This is a genomic window from Liberibacter crescens BT-1 (assembly GCF_000325745.1).
Classification (GTDB): Bacteria; Pseudomonadota; Alphaproteobacteria; order Rhizobiales; family Rhizobiaceae; genus Liberibacter; species Liberibacter crescens.
Genome location: NC_019907.1, coordinates 1,268,576 through 1,284,200, shown reverse-complemented (window position 1 = coordinate 1,284,200; position 15,625 = coordinate 1,268,576). Strand labels below are relative to the sequence as shown.

Below are 15,625 nucleotides of genomic sequence, written 5' to 3'. Positions count from 1 at the left end.
GAGTGAAAGAGGGTATGAATAATGGCTGAAACAGCTGTGCGTAATGTTGGTAAAATACAGCAGGTTCTTGGTGCTGTTGTAGATGTTGTATTTGAAAATTCTTTACCAGCCATTCTTAATGCTCTTGAAACTGATAACAAGGGTTCTAGACTTGTACTTGAAGTAATTCAGCATGTAGGTGAAAAGGTCGTTCGTTGTATTGCAATGGATACAACAGATGGGTTGGTTCGTGGAAACTCTGTGTTTGATAGTGGTATGCAAATCTCTGTTCCTGTAGGTAAGGAGACATTAGGGCGTATTATGAATGTTATCGGCGAACCAGTTGATGAACAAGGTGCTATTAATAGTTCTGTTAGACGTTCGATTCATCAACCTGCTCCAGCATATGTTGATCAATCCATTGAGTCTAGTATTCTTGCTACAGGTATTAAAGTTGTTGATTTGCTCTCGCCGTATCCTAGGGGAGGTAAAATTGGTCTTTTTGGTGGTGCAGGCGTCGGAAAGACTGTTTTAATCATGGAATTAATTAATAATGTTGCGAAGGCTCATGGAGGATATTCAGTATTTTCTGGTGTAGGTGAGCGTACTCGAGAAGGAAATGATTTGTATCATGAAATGATTGAGTCGAAAGTTAATATTGATCCAGTCAAAAACAATGGTTCAACCGATGGTTCAAAATGTGCTTTGGTCTATGGTCAAATGAATGAGCCTCCAGGTGCGCGTGCTCGCGTCGCCTTAACAGGCTTAACTCTTGCTGAATATTTTCGTGATCAGGGTCAAGATGTTCTTTTTTTATTGATAATATTTTCCGGGTTACACAGGCTGGTGCAGAAGTGTCAGCACTTCTTGGAAGGATACCATCAGCGGTGGGATATCAATCAACTCTTGCTACAGAAATGGGGGCTTTGCAAGAAAGGATCACAACAACTTTAACGGGATCGATTACTTCTGTACAAGCCATTTATGTTCCTGCTGATGATTTAACAGATCCTGCTCCTGCTACCTCTTTTGCCCATCTTGATGCAGTTACTGTTTTATCGCGTTCAATTGCAGAAAAAGGTATTTATCCAGCTGTTGACCCCTTGGATTCAACTTCTAGAATGCTAGATCCAGCAGTAGTTGGTGAAGAGCATTATGAAGTAGCTCGTAAGGTACAAGCTGTATTGCAACGCTACAAGTCTCTTCAGGATATTATTGCTATTCTTGGAATGGATGAGTTATCAGAAGAAGATAAAATGGTTGTTATTCGCGCACGAAAAATAGAAAGATTTATGTCGCAGCCATTTCATGTAGCAGAAGTTTTTACTGGGTCTCCAGGTAAATTTGTTTCTTTAGAAGATACTATTAAAGGGTTTAAAGGATTAGTTAATGGTGATTATGATCATCTTCCTGAGCCTGCCTTTTACATGGTTGGCTCAATAGAAGAAGCAATAGTAAAAGCTGAAAAATTGGCAGATGATTCAGTTTGAATACTTTATACAAGATGCAATATTTATTTTTTATTATCCTGAGATAGAATTCTATGACTAATGACTTTCATTTCGAACTCGTTTCTCCAGAATGTCTATTAATTTCTGATAGGGTAAAAGCTATTATTTTGCCTTCTGCATGTGGAAAGATGACAGTTATGGCAAATCATGCTCCTGTTTTGCTAGTTATAAAGCCAGGGCTTCTCAATATAGAGTTTTCATCAGGGAAATCAGTTCGTTATATGGTATTTAAAGGTTTTGCTAATGTTATAGAAAATCGTTGTACGGTATTAACAGAATCCCCTGTTTTATTCGAAGATGTTGCAGTATCTACTTTAGATCAGCGTATTGAATTAGCTCAACGTGAGCTAGATGACGCTGATCACAATCAACATAGGTTGCAAATTGAACAATTTCTTATGGATCTTATTCATTTAAGAAACACGATTTTGTCAGGTTAAGGAATAATAAAAAGATTTAATCTTTTTTGAAGAACTATTTTGTAAACGTCAATTTTATTACCAATTAAGATTCATGAGAGCTCTATATTTAGATCTTACTTATGGTGATTTTGGTTTTTAAGGGAACAGTAATCTCTTAACGCGAAGATAGTTGCAAGCTAAAAACTGTCAAAATAGGTCAAGCTACTTTTTCATTTTTTAAGGAACGGTATATTTATACGATCATTATGAGTAAAGAGCTTTTCTTTATAAAAAACAGCTACTCTACTGGTGCGGGTGGTCGGAGTCGAACCGACACTCTGTTACCAGAAACGGATTTTGAGTCCGTCGCGTCTACCAATTCCACCACACCCGCTTATTTTATTAGACTAAAGATGAATGATAGGGTTAAAGAAAATTAATTTAAAACCTAATATCTGTCTTTGCCAGATGTTATTCTTTATGTCTAGATATTAATTTAATAATTCTTGTTAAATTAACAATTAATCTATATGATTTTTAACAATAATTTAATTATATTTGAACTCTTTATGAATCTGTATAAATAAGTACCAGTTTGATGACTATTTACTTCTATGAGAGTTTATATTTTCAATAACAGAAATTAATTTTATGGTTTGATTTACAGAGATTAGTTGTAATGTAAGCAATTTAGTATATTAGATGCTAATTTTCTTATATAAACTGGACGTTTTTGTATTAGGATGCTTTCGGTAGAATAGAGTTGGTGTTTTTCTTTGTGAGTGTTCGCTATTTAATAATGTATTTAAGAGCAGGAAAGTCTTAATGACAAATGTTGTCGTAGTAGGTTTACAGTGGGGTGATGAAGGTAAAGGAAAGGTAGTTGACTGGCTTTCAGAGCGTGCTGATATTGTTGTACGATTTCAAGGTGGTCATAATGCTGGACATACTTTGGTGGTTAACAATGTTAAATATAAACTATCCCTTCTTCCGTCTGGTGTAGTACGTCCTGAAAAAATTTCTGTGATAGGAAATGGAGTCGTAGTAGATCCATATGCTTTAGTCGCAGAGATCGATAAACTCAAAAGTCAGGGTGTATCTGTCACTCCCAAAAATCTGCGTATTGCGGATAACGCTACATTGATTCTTTCTGTTCATCGTGAACTGGATGAATTACGAGAGGATTCCTCTTCATGTTCAGGAATCCAAATTGGGACAACACGGCGTGGTATTGGAGCAGCTTACGAAGATAAAGTTGGTCGGCGTGCTATACATATGATAGATCTTATGGATCATAAAGTCTTGTTAAATAAAGTGCAGCAATTGCTTGTACACCATAATGCTTTGCGATGTGCTTTTGGTAAAAAAGAGGTCAGTTGTGAAGAGATAATGCAGGAATTGACTTCAGTATCTGCGCAGGTACTTCCTTTTATAGAGAAGGTGTGGTTATTCCTTGATGGTCAATATCGGAAAGGTGCACGTATTTTATTTGAAGGAGCTCAAGGAACTTTACTTGATAATGATCACGGTACCTATCCTTTTGTTACTTCTTCTAATACATTATCTGGACAGGCATCTATTGGTTCTGGTGTTGGACCAAATGTTCTGGGTTATGTTCTTGGGGTGCTCAAAGTTTATATGACGCGTGTTGGTGAAGGGCCTTTCCCTACTGAATTGAAAGATCAAGACGGTCATTTCTTAAGAGAGCGTGGACAAGAAGTTGGTACTGTTACTGGCCGTCAACGTCGATGCGGTTGGTTGGATGCTACATTGGTTCGTCAGGCTATTGCTGTTAATGGTATCAAGGGTATTGCCCTTACTAAGCTTGATGTTTTTGATGGGCTTGATAAATTAAAAATTTGTGTAGGGTATCGTGTTGATGGTCATGAGGTTGAATATTTAACTGTATCTCACATGAATCATGCTCATATTGAACCAATTTATATAATATTAGATGGTTGGAAGAGTTCTATTGTTGGAGTTCGTGAATGGAATGATCTTCCTGATCAAGCGATTGAGTATGTAAGACAAGTAGAAAAAATAATAGGTGTGCCAATAGTTTTGTTGTCTACTGGTCCAGAAAGAAGTGATACCATACTTTTAGCTGATCCATTTAGAAATTAGGATGAATAATCCCATGTAAAATTACCTCTACTAGACAAGAGGGGATAATGGAAATGCATTGAATGGCGGATTTTGTAGCAGTAATTCGAAGGGCTGTAGATAGTTTACCAGAAAATACTCCAGAGATGCGTGCTCGCCTCTACGAGAGAGCACGTGGTGCTGTTGTTCGGCAGTTGGAGGCTATGAAGCCACGTCCTTCGGAAGATATTCTAAGCCGTCAATTTGATAAACTAGAAAAAGCAATCTTTCAAGTTGAACAGCAGCAGCAGTATTTGCAGCAACAGTATTTGCAGCAGCAATATTTGCAGCAACAGTATTTGCAGCAGCAATATCCACCACAGCAGCAGCAATATCCACCACAGCAGCAGCAATATCCACCACAGCAGCAGCAATCTACATGGGAAAAAATTCCAGTAATCCCTGGGACTATGCCACGTAGAAGACCTTTAGAAAATTTGTCAGTCAATCGTGGTGTAGGTAAGAGTAGTATTGACGTAAGTGGATTAGCAGCTCCTTTCCGATTAAATGAATCAAATTCTATTGTGAATTCGCAGCCGCTAACTCAGCAGTTTGAGACTAATAACTTAGTTCCTGAAAATACAACAAATCGTATTTTCTATCGAAACTCTGCTCCTCGGATTAGGAATACTTGGGATAAATTAAAAAGATCAAAAGTTAATACAGCTATACATTTTGCGGATACACGGACTGATTTTCCAAAAGGAGGATTTTTAGAAAGTACAAAGGCTATTTCACGTTCTACATCAGGTTTCTTTTTATCGCTTGGTTCGCGTATTTTAAGATACATTATAATATGTTTTTCAATTTTGTGTTTTTGTGGGATAGGTTACTTACTATGGATGAGTCGTAATAGTATTAGAGAAATCATTGTATGGGTGATAAAAGATAGAAATATTGATGATAAAAAGATTTCTTCTTCAGAGAGTTCAGGAGGTGTTTCTAAAACTAAAATTACAAAACGATTATTGCCAGATGGTTCTGAAATTGATGCAGGAGAGGCAATTATTTTAGATCAAGCGTTATCATCTGAAGGTACTGTTTCTACAGGAATATCTGAAAAGGCTGATGAAAGCCATGGAAACCCTGTACATTCTCGATTAGAGGATAAATCCCTTTCAGGAAATAATGCTAATAAAACAGGTGATAAAATTTTTCTCTATGAAGAAGGAGTGAATGATGGAGGTCAACAGGTTGTTGTTCCAGGGAATGTAGTGTGGTCCATACAGAAAAAAAAAGATGAAAAAGGGTATTCAGATCCTGTGGTAAGGGGTAATATTTCTGTTCCGGAACGTGGGCTTTTTGCAATGCTTACTTTCAAGAGAAATACCGATACATCTTTACCTGCTAGCCATTTAATAGAAATAGTTTTTTCTCTTCCTAAAAGCTTTCAGGGTGGTGGGATTGAATCCATTCAGGAAGTTTCTATGAAAAACAATGAACACGGTGTTTCTAATCATCTCATGGCAGTAGCTGCCAAAATTACAAATGATTTTCATATGATTGCTCTCAATAATTCTTCTGAGGCTCAGAAAGCTAACTTAAATTTTCTTGAGAACTTCCAGTGGATTGAAATAAAAATTACTTACCGCAATGGAAAAAAGATTACATTAGTGATTGATAAGAATAAAGATGGAACAGAAGCCTTTAAAACTGCTATTAAGGAATGGAAAGAATTTGATAAATAGCAGTAATAATATCTTTTTCTATAAAGGTTGTTTTGTCAGTTTAATATTATTGAAGCTTTTTTGTAGGTTCAGGTTTGTTTAGCAGCCCTTTTGTTTGTTTATGCATTGCTTCTTGCACTTTTTCAAAAGCGCGCACTTCTATTTGTCGTACCCGTTCACGACTTACTTCAAATTCGGAAGATAAATCCTCTAATGTTATTGGGTGATCACGTAAACGCCGGGCTTCAAAAATACGTCGTTCACGATCGTTGAGTACAGACATAGACCTTTCTAACATAATACGACGATTTTGAAGTTCTTCTTGTTCAATAAGAACTTGTTCCTGGCTGTCATGCTCATCTATCAGCCAATCCTGCCATTGACCAGAATCAGTTTCTGAGCTTTTTATCAAGCTATTAAGGGATGTATCTCCAGATAGCCGTGAGTTCATAGAGACTATTTCTGATTCTGATACGTTGAGTTTATTGGCAAGCTCAACGATTTGTTCTGGTTTTAGATCGCCATCATTGATAGCTTGAATGCGTCCTTTTAGACGACGTAGATTGAAAAAAAGACGTTTTTGGTTTGCTGTTGTCCCTATTTTAACTAATGACCATGAGCGTAAGATATATTCTTGTATTGCTGCTTTTATCCACCATATAGCATAAGTAGCAAGCCTAAATCCTCGTTCAGGGTCAAATTTTTTGACAGCTTGCATTAAGCCTACATTTCCTTCAGAAATGACTTCTCCAATTGGCAACCCATAACCACGGTATCCCATAGCAATTTTTGCGACTAAACGCAAATGACTTGTTACAAGCTTGTGAGCTGCGTTTAAGTCATTATGTTGATGATATCTTCTAGCCAGCATATATTCTTCTTGTTTTTCTAAAACTGGAAATTTCCTAATCTCATCAACGTAATGATTAAGGCCACTCTCACCAGCTACTATAATTGGCATGTTTTTGCGGGTCATGGAGTTCTCTTGTTTTTATTGGTTAGCTTTTGGTATTTTAAAGTATTAATTATCATATTTTATACTGCTATTCAATTGATACTATAACAGTCCTATTTAGATTACGTGAGAATAACAGCAAAAAGATGGTTTAATTTTTAGAAAACATTTCTATTATGTTTAGCATGTCTTTTTCGATAGGTACTTCAAATTTCATGCGTTTATTATTGCAAGGGTGATTAAAAGCCAGGAAGTGTGCATGTAATGCTTGTCGTGGAAATTCAGAAATCATTTTTTGCTCTTCAACATTGAGTAAGTTTACTTTACTTTTGAAACCATTTCCATATACAGAATCACCAATAATAGGGTGACCGATATAGGCCATGTGGACACGTATTTGGTGAGTCCTTCCTGTTTCTAGACGACATTTTACTAAGGATGCTATAATATTTGATTGTCTTTTATAGTTATAACGGTTTATAACTTGATAATGTGTAATAGCTTTATCTGCTTTTGTGTCATCCTTGTGTTTTATAGTACGGCGTGTCGGATTAGACCTGCAACGCCCTAAGGGTGCGTCAATACTTCCAGATATTGTAGAAAGGTTACCCCAAACAATAGCATAATATGAGCGCTCTAGTCCCATGGTAAGACCGTGGTCAGCAAATTGTTTGGCAAGTCTTTGATGAGCAAGGTCATTTTTTGCAGCAACCATCACGCCCGTTGTATCTTTGTCGAGTCTATGTACAATTCCTGGACGATGTACCCCATTAAAATTGGAGAGATTATTGCCACAATGATAGATAAGAGCATTAACGAGTGTTCCAGTCCAATTTCCAGTAGCAGGATGCACTACAAGTCCTGGCTGTTTATTGATAACAATAATATCTGAATCTTCATAAAGGATATTAAGAGGGATATTTTCTCCACAAAGATTTGTTTCTTCTAACTGCGGTACCGTAATGTCAACGATTTGTCCAGGAATAATCCTGTAATTGGGATCGGATGTTACTATACCGTCTACATAAACACCGTTTTCCTTGATAATGGCTTTGATGCGTGAACGAGAAAATGGTTCGCGTAAATTAACAGATAACCAGTGGTCAATTCTTCCTTTAGCCAAGTTATCAACTTTTAATGATATCTTTATAGAAGATTTCTTTGAATTGATTTGCATAAGCTCTTTTTCTCAAGGCTTAGATAACAACATTAGTTTTAAGAAAATTACACTTTGCCTTTTACAATGAATTTTTTCTTTTTACAATAAATACATCAATGTAGCATGTTTTATATTTTAAAAGCGTTTCTTTTTGTTACTCAGTATAACATACTAAAATATACATTAGAATATTTTATCTTTAAAAGATGTAAAGATTATGTTTTTAAGAAAATGTCAGCACATTCTTTGTAAATACTTACCCCATCTGATTGAAGACTGTGTCTTTCACCTCTAATCTTCCAATTTCCACGATTTCCCTCAATATAGAAAAGATTATAACCCCCTTGAGGCTTTTTGTTTTTTATTCTTTGAGAAGCTGATGCAATTCCAACTACTGGTATAGGTGTTTTTGGTCCTTGCAGCCAATTAATGCTGTTAATATGGGTATGCCCATGCAATATAAGTTCAGTGCCTTCTTTTAAGATGATATCTACAAAACGATGAATACCAAACATACGCTTGTGTATAGGTGTTTCATTGAAAATAGGTGGGTGATGCATCATGATGATTCGAAAAAAGCCGGCTTCATGTGTTGCTCGTAATAATTCAATTGTTTTTTTGTCTGGGTTTGACTGAAGTAACCATTGGCACTAAATGGTGGAGTCTTTATTGCAGTTGAACATCCAATGAGGGCAATATTGCCTCGGACACGTAAATAGGGGAAAAGAGGGTCTTCTTTTTGAGAAATATCCCCAATAATATAAGGGTTCCATGCTTTCATGGCTTTTGCAAAGGCTTTTCTTGTGTATATATCGTGATTTCCAGGTACAACTGAAATATTATGAGGAGATCCAATATTTTCTAGCCAATGTTGTGCATATATAATTTCTTTCTTACTTGTTAAATTCACTAAATCCCCTGTAATAGCAAGGTGATGAGCTTCTTTTAACTTGATGTCATTAAGCAATGCCGCAACAGATTTATTTGAAAGGTATCTTTTTCTATTCAACTTTAAATTTAATAATCCTGTTATCCGTTTTACTGAGAGCTCAGAAAAGGATAGAGAAGGAGATACGTTAAGATGAATGTCAGAGATATGTGCAAGTATAAACATAATAAAGTGTAATGAAAGAACATTGGAAATACTTTAAACACTTAATTACTATAAATTTAATTCTGATGAAAGGTCATGGTAAAAATATTAATAAAGAATTATTTGATAACTAGGTGCTATATGGAGGCATTATAATGCCTTTCATGAGCTGTAGAAGCTTTATTGTGCTTTCTTAAAAAGAACTCAGTAACTGTATTGTTTATCAGGTGAGGGTGCCTCTTTTGTATATTGAGATTTTATGCTGCTGCTGATAAACTCAGCTACAGTTAGGTGTAGTTATAAGGCTTGATGATCGCAGCGTTCTTAAAAGTCTAGCTTCCTGATATTAGAGAAAGCTATTTACAATTGAGAGTTTGGAAAAAATTTTATGGCCGGCATTAAGCATGTAAAAGTTGATCATGATGAATCCGGCATGCGCTTTGATCGTTGGTTCAAAGCACATTATCCATATGTTGCATTTGGTGATCTACAAAAATTATTACGTTCTGGTCAGATAAGATTAGATGGTAAGCGTGTCAAATCAGGAGATCGTGTCAACCTTGATCAGGTAATACGTATTCCTCCCCTTGATTTCCTTTCTAACAACAAGAACACCTCTCAGAGTTTAAGTAAGCTATGCGAGTCTACGGATAAGGATGAATTATTAAACCGCATGTTATTATATGAGGATAGAGAAGTTTATGTGTTCAATAAGCTTGCAGGTCTTGCTGTTCAGGGTGGTTCAGGCATTTCTCTTCATATGGATTATTTATTAGAAGCATGGAGAAATGCTAAAGGAGAAAAGCCGCGTCTTGTGCATCGTCTTGATCGAGAGACTTCAGGTATATTTGTTGTAGCCCGTACGAGAAATGCAGCTCAAAGTTTTTCAGAGGCCTTTCGTAATCGAAATACAGAGAAAACATATTGGTTATTGGTTAAAGGCGTTCCTAAAAAGTATGAAGGTCGTATCTCCAGTTGGTTAATAAAGAAAGAGGGTATAGGCAGTGATTATGTAAAAGTAGCTATGCATGGAGAAAAAGGAGCGGGTCATGCAGTTTCTTATTTCAAAGTGATTCAAACTGTTGCAAAAAAATTCTGTTGGTTAGAAATGAAACCTTATACAGGGCGTACGCATCAATTGCGGGTTCATGCTCTTCATATAGGTCATCCAATTATTGGTGATACAAAGTATTTTATTAATGATCCGAATTGGCATCTCCCTGAAAATATTCCAAAACAATTACATTTGCATGCTCGTTATATTGATATTCCACATCCAAGTGGGGGTAGGTTGCAGGTAACAGCTCCTTTGCCTTCGCATATGGTTCAAACATGGAATCTTTTAGGCTTTGATTATCACGAAAATGTGTAGAAGTTTTCAATGTAAGATAAGTTTCTAGGAGAGAAGGTTATAATTAAGTATTTTAAAAAACGCTTTTATAAAGATGTTTCCATACGTAAAATAGAAGATAAATTTTTTATTGAGTTAGATAATGAAATTTTGAAAACTCCATTAAATAGAGATTTAGCCGTTTTTTCTGAGGATTTAGCCTTCTTTATTGCGGATGAATGGCGATCTCAAAAAGATGAGATTGATCTATTTACTATGCCCATAACCAGAATAGTTAATAGTTTTCTGGATAAGTCGGAGGAAAATTCAAAAGAAATATTTCAAGATCTCTTATCTTTACTGGAAACGGATATGCTTTTTTATCGTGTTGACAGTCCACGAGAACTTGTAGAAAGACAATCCCAGCGTTGGGATCCCTTGATTGATTGGATGGCACGTGTGTTTGGTGCAAACTTTATTTTATCCAGAGGTATTTCCTATAAGAAACAGCCGCTTGAAGCTATTAACGCTTTTTCTGGTGCATTACAGAAATATAATTCACAAATAATGCTTTCTTGTCTACATATGATGGCAACTTTCACAAATTCAGTTTTGGTTTCTCTTGCTGTAGCCGAAAATATTATTTCTATAAATGAGGCATGGGAGATAGCATATCTTGAAGAAGATTGGATGAATGATTATTGGGGATATGATAGTGAAGCTCAAAAACGTCGTGAATTTTATTTCAGAGAAATAAATGCAGTATTTACAGTGCTTTCAGTTGTGAAAATAACCAAAAAAATATAGCAAAGGAATAGCAGTCAAATGTAATACGATGAAGATGATTGTAGTGACATTTGATAGCCTTGCATGTTTCAGAATATAAATTATGAAAATTATAATAAAATACTGCCTTCTTTGGAAGCATTTCATACATAAATTGAATAAGGATTTCTAGATAGAATATTTAAATACAGTCTTTGAATTTTATAGCAAGGATTTCTCTTTTACCTACATGATTTGCTGGGCCAACTAAGCCTTCTTTTTCCATCTTCTCAACAATAAGTGCTGCTCGATTGTATCCAATTTGTAGGCGGCGTTGAATGTAAGAAGTGGAGCATTTCTTTTCTTGTATAACTAATTTAACAGCTTTTATATAGACTTCATTACTTTCATCTGTTCCTTCTGAAGAATTAGCTGTTTTTTCATTGGTAATTATATTTTCAGCGTCTTCTTCTTCCGTAATGCTATCAAGATACTCAGGACTACCTTGTGACTTAATATATTGTACCACTTTTTCTACTTCAGAATCTGAAACGAAAGGGCCATGAACTCGTTGAATACGTCCTCCGCCAGACATGTAAAGCATATCTCCTTGGCCAAGAAGCTGTTCAGCACCGTGTTCACCTAGTATAGTGCGACTGTCAATTTTTGAGGTAACCTGGAAAGAAATACGCGTGGGAAAATTCGCTTTTATTGTTCCGGTAATGACATCTACTGAAGGACGTTGAGTGGCCATGATTAAATGAATTCCTGCTGCACGCGCCATCTGTGCTAATCGTTGAATTGCTCCTTCAATTTCTTTTCCGGACACCATCATCAGATCGGCCATTTCATCAACGATAACAACTATGTAAGGCATAGTTGTTAGATCTGAAAGTGTTTCATTTGTAGAACCTTCTTTTTGTATTTTGAGGATACGTTCATTGTATCCCTGAATATTTCTGACAGAAAATTGTGACATTTTACGATAGCGTTCTTCCATTTCGCGTACTGCCCATTTTAGAACCATAATTGCTTTTTTGGGGTCTGTGACAACAGGCGTCAATAGGTGAGGAATCCCATCATAAATAGAAAGCTCTAACATCTTGGGATCTACCATAATCATACGGCATTCCTTGGGTTGAAGACGATAGAGCAAAGATAAAATCATCGTATTGATGGCAACAGACTTCCCAGAACCAGTAGTTCCAGCTACAAGCAGATGTGGCATTTTTGCTAGATCTGCAATAACGGCTTCTCCGCCGATTGTTTTTCCTAGACATAAGGCTAAATGGGCTTCAGATTTTGAAAAATCTTGTGTATCAATAATCTGACGGAGATAAACTGTTTCACGAAGATCGTTAGGAAGCTCTATACCAATAACGTTACGTCCTGGTATTACTGCAACACGAGCTGATAAGGATGACATAGAACGTGCGATGTCATCTGCTAATCCTATAACTCGTGATGACTTTGTACCTGGTGCAGGTTCGAATTCATACAGGGTTACAACAGGACCTGGACTTACATTAATAATTTCTCCTTTGACTCCAAAATCCTCAAGGATACTTTCTAGTACTCCAGCCTTTTTTTCAAACTGCTCTGCAGTCATGCTTTCAATAGTATTACTATGCTTCTTCTTTAAAAGGTTTACGAGAGGATGGTTATACGTTGTATCTTCATCAGGGTAACTTTTAGGAAAGATAGTTTTAATTTCTTTATTGTGTTTATCGGAAGCTTTTTCCAATTTTTTGCAAGGTTTTTGTATTTCTGTGTTTTTTGTTGTTTCGATAGATTCAGTGGACGTGCGGCTAAAAATAGGTTCTCCGATCTGACGACATTCCATTGTTTTAAAGAGACTTATGATTGAATCCGGTGCTTCCAGGTGTTTTTGAAATGGAACTGGTAAACTTTTTGTAGGAGTATCCATGATAGGAGGTTGAAGAATTATACTTTCAAAGAAAGCGAAATCCGATAGCCATGAAAGTTGTTCAGATGATTTTCTAACTGTTATAGAAGAAGTTGAAGTTTTATGAGTTGATTCATCTGTATTAGAAGAAATTATATCTGTTTTGTTTTGTGATTGAGGAATAATATTTGATAAATTTTTTGGGTTTAAAGGTATATTTAATTCTGTAGAATTACCATTTTCTAAAAAGCTTTGTGATTCTGACTTGGTCAGTGACGTCGTAGCTTTAAGAATTTGTTTTTTTGATTCAATATCGTTTCTTTCTTGAAAATTACTCTTATTGGTTGTTAATGGAGTGTTGCGACGTCGACTTAACTCACTTTCAGGGGTACGTGTAAAGCGGACGTTGGGAGCTAAAAGAAAAGCTGCATGCCATGGAGGTAAAGACAATTTACTCTCAATCGCTTTGCTGTCTGCTTCTGTTGGAAGAAATAAGTTAAGTCTTGGAGATTTCATAGTTTTAATATCACAGGAATGAAATTTTTTCTTGATAAAGAATAAGAAAAATCGGTTAACAATTCCCTTCTAATATGTTTAAAAAATATTTTAATATCTAAATTTTATGAACTGTATAATCATTAAATAAGTAAAATATTGGATACATATTTTGAAAATTGTACATTAATGAATATACAATTTTTGTGTTATTTTTAATAAAGCTTGCTAATAATTACATTGTTCAGAATTTACGCAGGAAGGTTTTTCCATTTTTTAATCAAGATTAATAATAGAGATTAATCTTGATAGATATTCTAGCGATAGTTTTTGGTGATTTTTTAAATTGATGAGGTTGAGAATATGTTCCAGTCTTTTGAAATTAAGTCGATATCTGAGCAAGCCTATGAAAAAGTTCAGGCACTTCGATCTCAATTTGATGTATTAGGAATAGATGGATTTCTTGTCCCGCATTCTGATGAATATAGGGGTGAAAATATATCTCCTTCTTCTGAAAGGCTTTCTTGGTTAACAGGGTTTACAGGTTCAGCAGGTACGGCCCTATTGTTGAAAGGAAGCGCTATAATTTTTATTGATGGCCGGTATAATCTTCAGGTGGAAGAAGAACTTGATATGACATTATTTTCTAAACTGGATCTTGTAACTGAGCCTCCTGCTGTTTGGGTGTCACGGTATGCTCCGTTAGGCTTTCGTCTTGGTATTGATCCTTGGTTGCATACAGTTTCTGAAGCTTTTTATCTCGAAAAAAATCTCTCGAAGATAGATGGGAGTTTGATCTGTTTACCTTATAATCCAATAGATCTTTTATGGTCAGATCGTCCTGAAGTCTCAATGTCTAAGATTGAACTTCAAAAAATCAATTATGTTGGCATCTCTTCAAAAGATAAACTTGTAAAAATTTATACTCAGTTAAGTAAAGAGAAGATTGACGCAGTATTAATATGCGATCCCTCTTCGGTTGCATGGCTTTTTAATATTCGTGCTTCTGATGTTTTGCATACACCGTATCCATTAGCAAGAGCTATATTATATTCTGATGCACGAGCTGAGCTTTTTCTAGACAAAAGAAGAACAGATAAAAATGTAGAAGAATGTTTATCTAAAGTTGCATTGTTGTTAAATCCAGAAAATTTGGAAGTCCGTCTTAGTGAACTTACATCTAGGGGTGCCAGTATCCTCATTGACCCAGATTGGACACCGTATGCTCTTTTTAATTTTATCGATAGAACGGATGTAAATATTGTAAAAGGTCCTGATCCTTCTCGCTTATCACGAGCGGTTAAAAATGAAGTTGAGATTAATGGAATAGCCTCTGCACATATTCAGGATGGCGCTGCTATGGTTTCCTTTCTTGCTTGGCTTCATGTTCAAAAACTGGACAAGATAACTGAAATTGACGTTGTTAATAAATTAGAAGAATGTCGAGTAGAAATGGGAAAGAAATGTCATAATCCTCTCAAGGATATTGCCTTTGATACTATAGCGGCTTCAGGAAATCATGCAGCGATTATTCATTATCGTGTTACCACAAAAAGCAACAGATTCCTTAAGGAAGGAGAATTGTTTCTGTTAGATTCTGGTGGACAGTATTTAAATGGTACAACTGATATTACACGGACAATCACACTTGGCGATGTTGATGATGAAAAGAAACGTTTTTTTACTTTAGTATTAAAAGGGGTTATTGCTATTTCAACGGCAAGATTTCCTCAAGGAACACGAGGTTGTGATCTTGATATTTTAGCACGCTTACCATTATGGAAGGCAGGTGTTGACTTCCCACATAGTGTTGGGCATGGTGTCGGTTGTTATCTCTCTGTTCATGAAGGGCCTCAGGCTATTGCACGGGGGAACCAAGAGCCTCTTCTTCCTGGAATGGTTGTGTCGAATGAGCCAGGGTATTATCGTCCTGGAAGCTTTGGAATACGTATTGAAAATCTTCTTTATGTATCTGAGGCAGAAGAGATTAAAGGGGGAGATCAACCAATGCTTGGTTTCAAAACGCTTACTTTTTGTCCCATAGACTTGAAACTTATCGTTCTTGAGATACTTAGCGAAGAAGAGCTGAAATGGTTAAATAACTATCATAAGCGTACACGTGAAGTTCTTACTCCGCTTTTAGATGATAGGAATACATTAGATTGGTTGTTTTCTGCAACAAATCCAGTTGAAATTTAACAAAGATTATTACATTAATGGCA

The 15,625-nt window shown here is 35.9% G+C and carries 8 protein-coding genes, 1 tRNA gene and 3 pseudogenes; 7 read left to right on the top strand and 5 right to left on the bottom strand.

Features of this window, described 5'->3' with window-relative positions; all coding sequences use genetic code 11:
• Positions 1–21 precede the first annotated feature (21 nt).
• Positions 22–1,469: pseudogene (gene atpD, locus B488_RS05725) on the top strand (F0F1 ATP synthase subunit beta).
• A 53-nt stretch (positions 1,470–1,522) separates the two neighbouring features.
• Positions 1,523–1,930 (top strand): F0F1 ATP synthase subunit epsilon, encoded by a 408-nt coding sequence (locus B488_RS05720; RefSeq protein ID WP_015273593.1) that lies wholly within the window; start codon positions 1,523–1,525, stop codon positions 1,928–1,930.
• A 268-nt stretch (positions 1,931–2,198) separates the two neighbouring features.
• On the opposite strand, the gene B488_RS05715 is transcribed toward B488_RS05720, so the two are convergent.
• Positions 2,199–2,285, bottom strand: a tRNA-Leu gene (locus tag B488_RS05715).
• Positions 2,286–2,716: 431 nt separating this feature from the next.
• Here B488_RS05715 and B488_RS05710 point away from each other — a divergent pair.
• Together B488_RS05710 and B488_RS07110 are read left to right on the top strand one after the other, a co-directional pair.
• A complete protein-coding gene (locus B488_RS05710; RefSeq protein WP_015273592.1) occupies positions 2,717–4,015 on the top strand; it encodes an adenylosuccinate synthase in 1,299 nt (432 codons plus the stop codon).
• A gap of 62 nt (positions 4,016–4,077) precedes the next feature.
• A pseudogene (locus B488_RS07110) lies at positions 4,078–4,273 on the top strand (hypothetical protein); the annotation flags it as partial.
• A 1,494-nt stretch (positions 4,274–5,767) separates the two neighbouring features.
• Here B488_RS07110 and rpoH read toward each other — a convergent pair.
• From rpoH to B488_RS05690, 3 genes and pseudogenes are all read right to left on the bottom strand, one after another.
• On the bottom strand, positions 5,768–6,676 hold the full coding sequence (gene rpoH, locus B488_RS05700; protein ID WP_015273588.1) for an RNA polymerase sigma factor RpoH: 909 nt from the start codon (positions 6,674–6,676) through the stop codon (positions 5,768–5,770).
• Positions 6,677–6,806: 130 nt separating this feature from the next.
• Positions 6,807–7,832 (bottom strand): RluA family pseudouridine synthase, encoded by a 1,026-nt coding sequence (locus B488_RS05695; protein ID WP_015273587.1) that lies wholly within the window; start codon positions 7,830–7,832, stop codon positions 6,807–6,809.
• A gap of 197 nt (positions 7,833–8,029) precedes the next feature.
• Positions 8,030–8,928 (bottom strand): annotated as a pseudogene (locus tag B488_RS05690) (metallophosphoesterase family protein).
• Positions 8,929–9,295: 367 nt separating this feature from the next.
• Between B488_RS05690 and B488_RS05685 the strand changes: the two are divergent.
• Complete coding sequence (locus tag B488_RS05685; protein ID WP_015273585.1) at positions 9,296–10,279, top strand: RluA family pseudouridine synthase; 984 nt, start codon at positions 9,296–9,298, stop codon at positions 10,277–10,279.
• 39 nt (positions 10,280–10,318) lie between these two features.
• Entirely contained in the window at positions 10,319–11,044 is a 726-nt protein-coding gene (locus tag B488_RS05680; RefSeq protein ID WP_081583179.1) for an ATP12 family protein, read from the top strand.
• 160 nt (positions 11,045–11,204) lie between these two features.
• Here the strand turns inward: B488_RS05680 and B488_RS05675 are convergent, their stop codons facing one another.
• Positions 11,205–13,424 (bottom strand): DNA translocase FtsK, encoded by a 2,220-nt coding sequence (locus B488_RS05675; RefSeq protein WP_015273583.1) that lies wholly within the window; start codon positions 13,422–13,424, stop codon positions 11,205–11,207.
• A gap of 342 nt (positions 13,425–13,766) precedes the next feature.
• On the opposite strand from B488_RS05675, the gene B488_RS05670 reads away from it, so the two are divergent.
• Positions 13,767–15,602, top strand: coding sequence for an aminopeptidase P family protein (locus B488_RS05670; protein WP_015273582.1), 1,836 nt, complete (start codon positions 13,767–13,769; stop codon positions 15,600–15,602).
• Positions 15,603–15,625 lie beyond the last annotated feature (23 nt).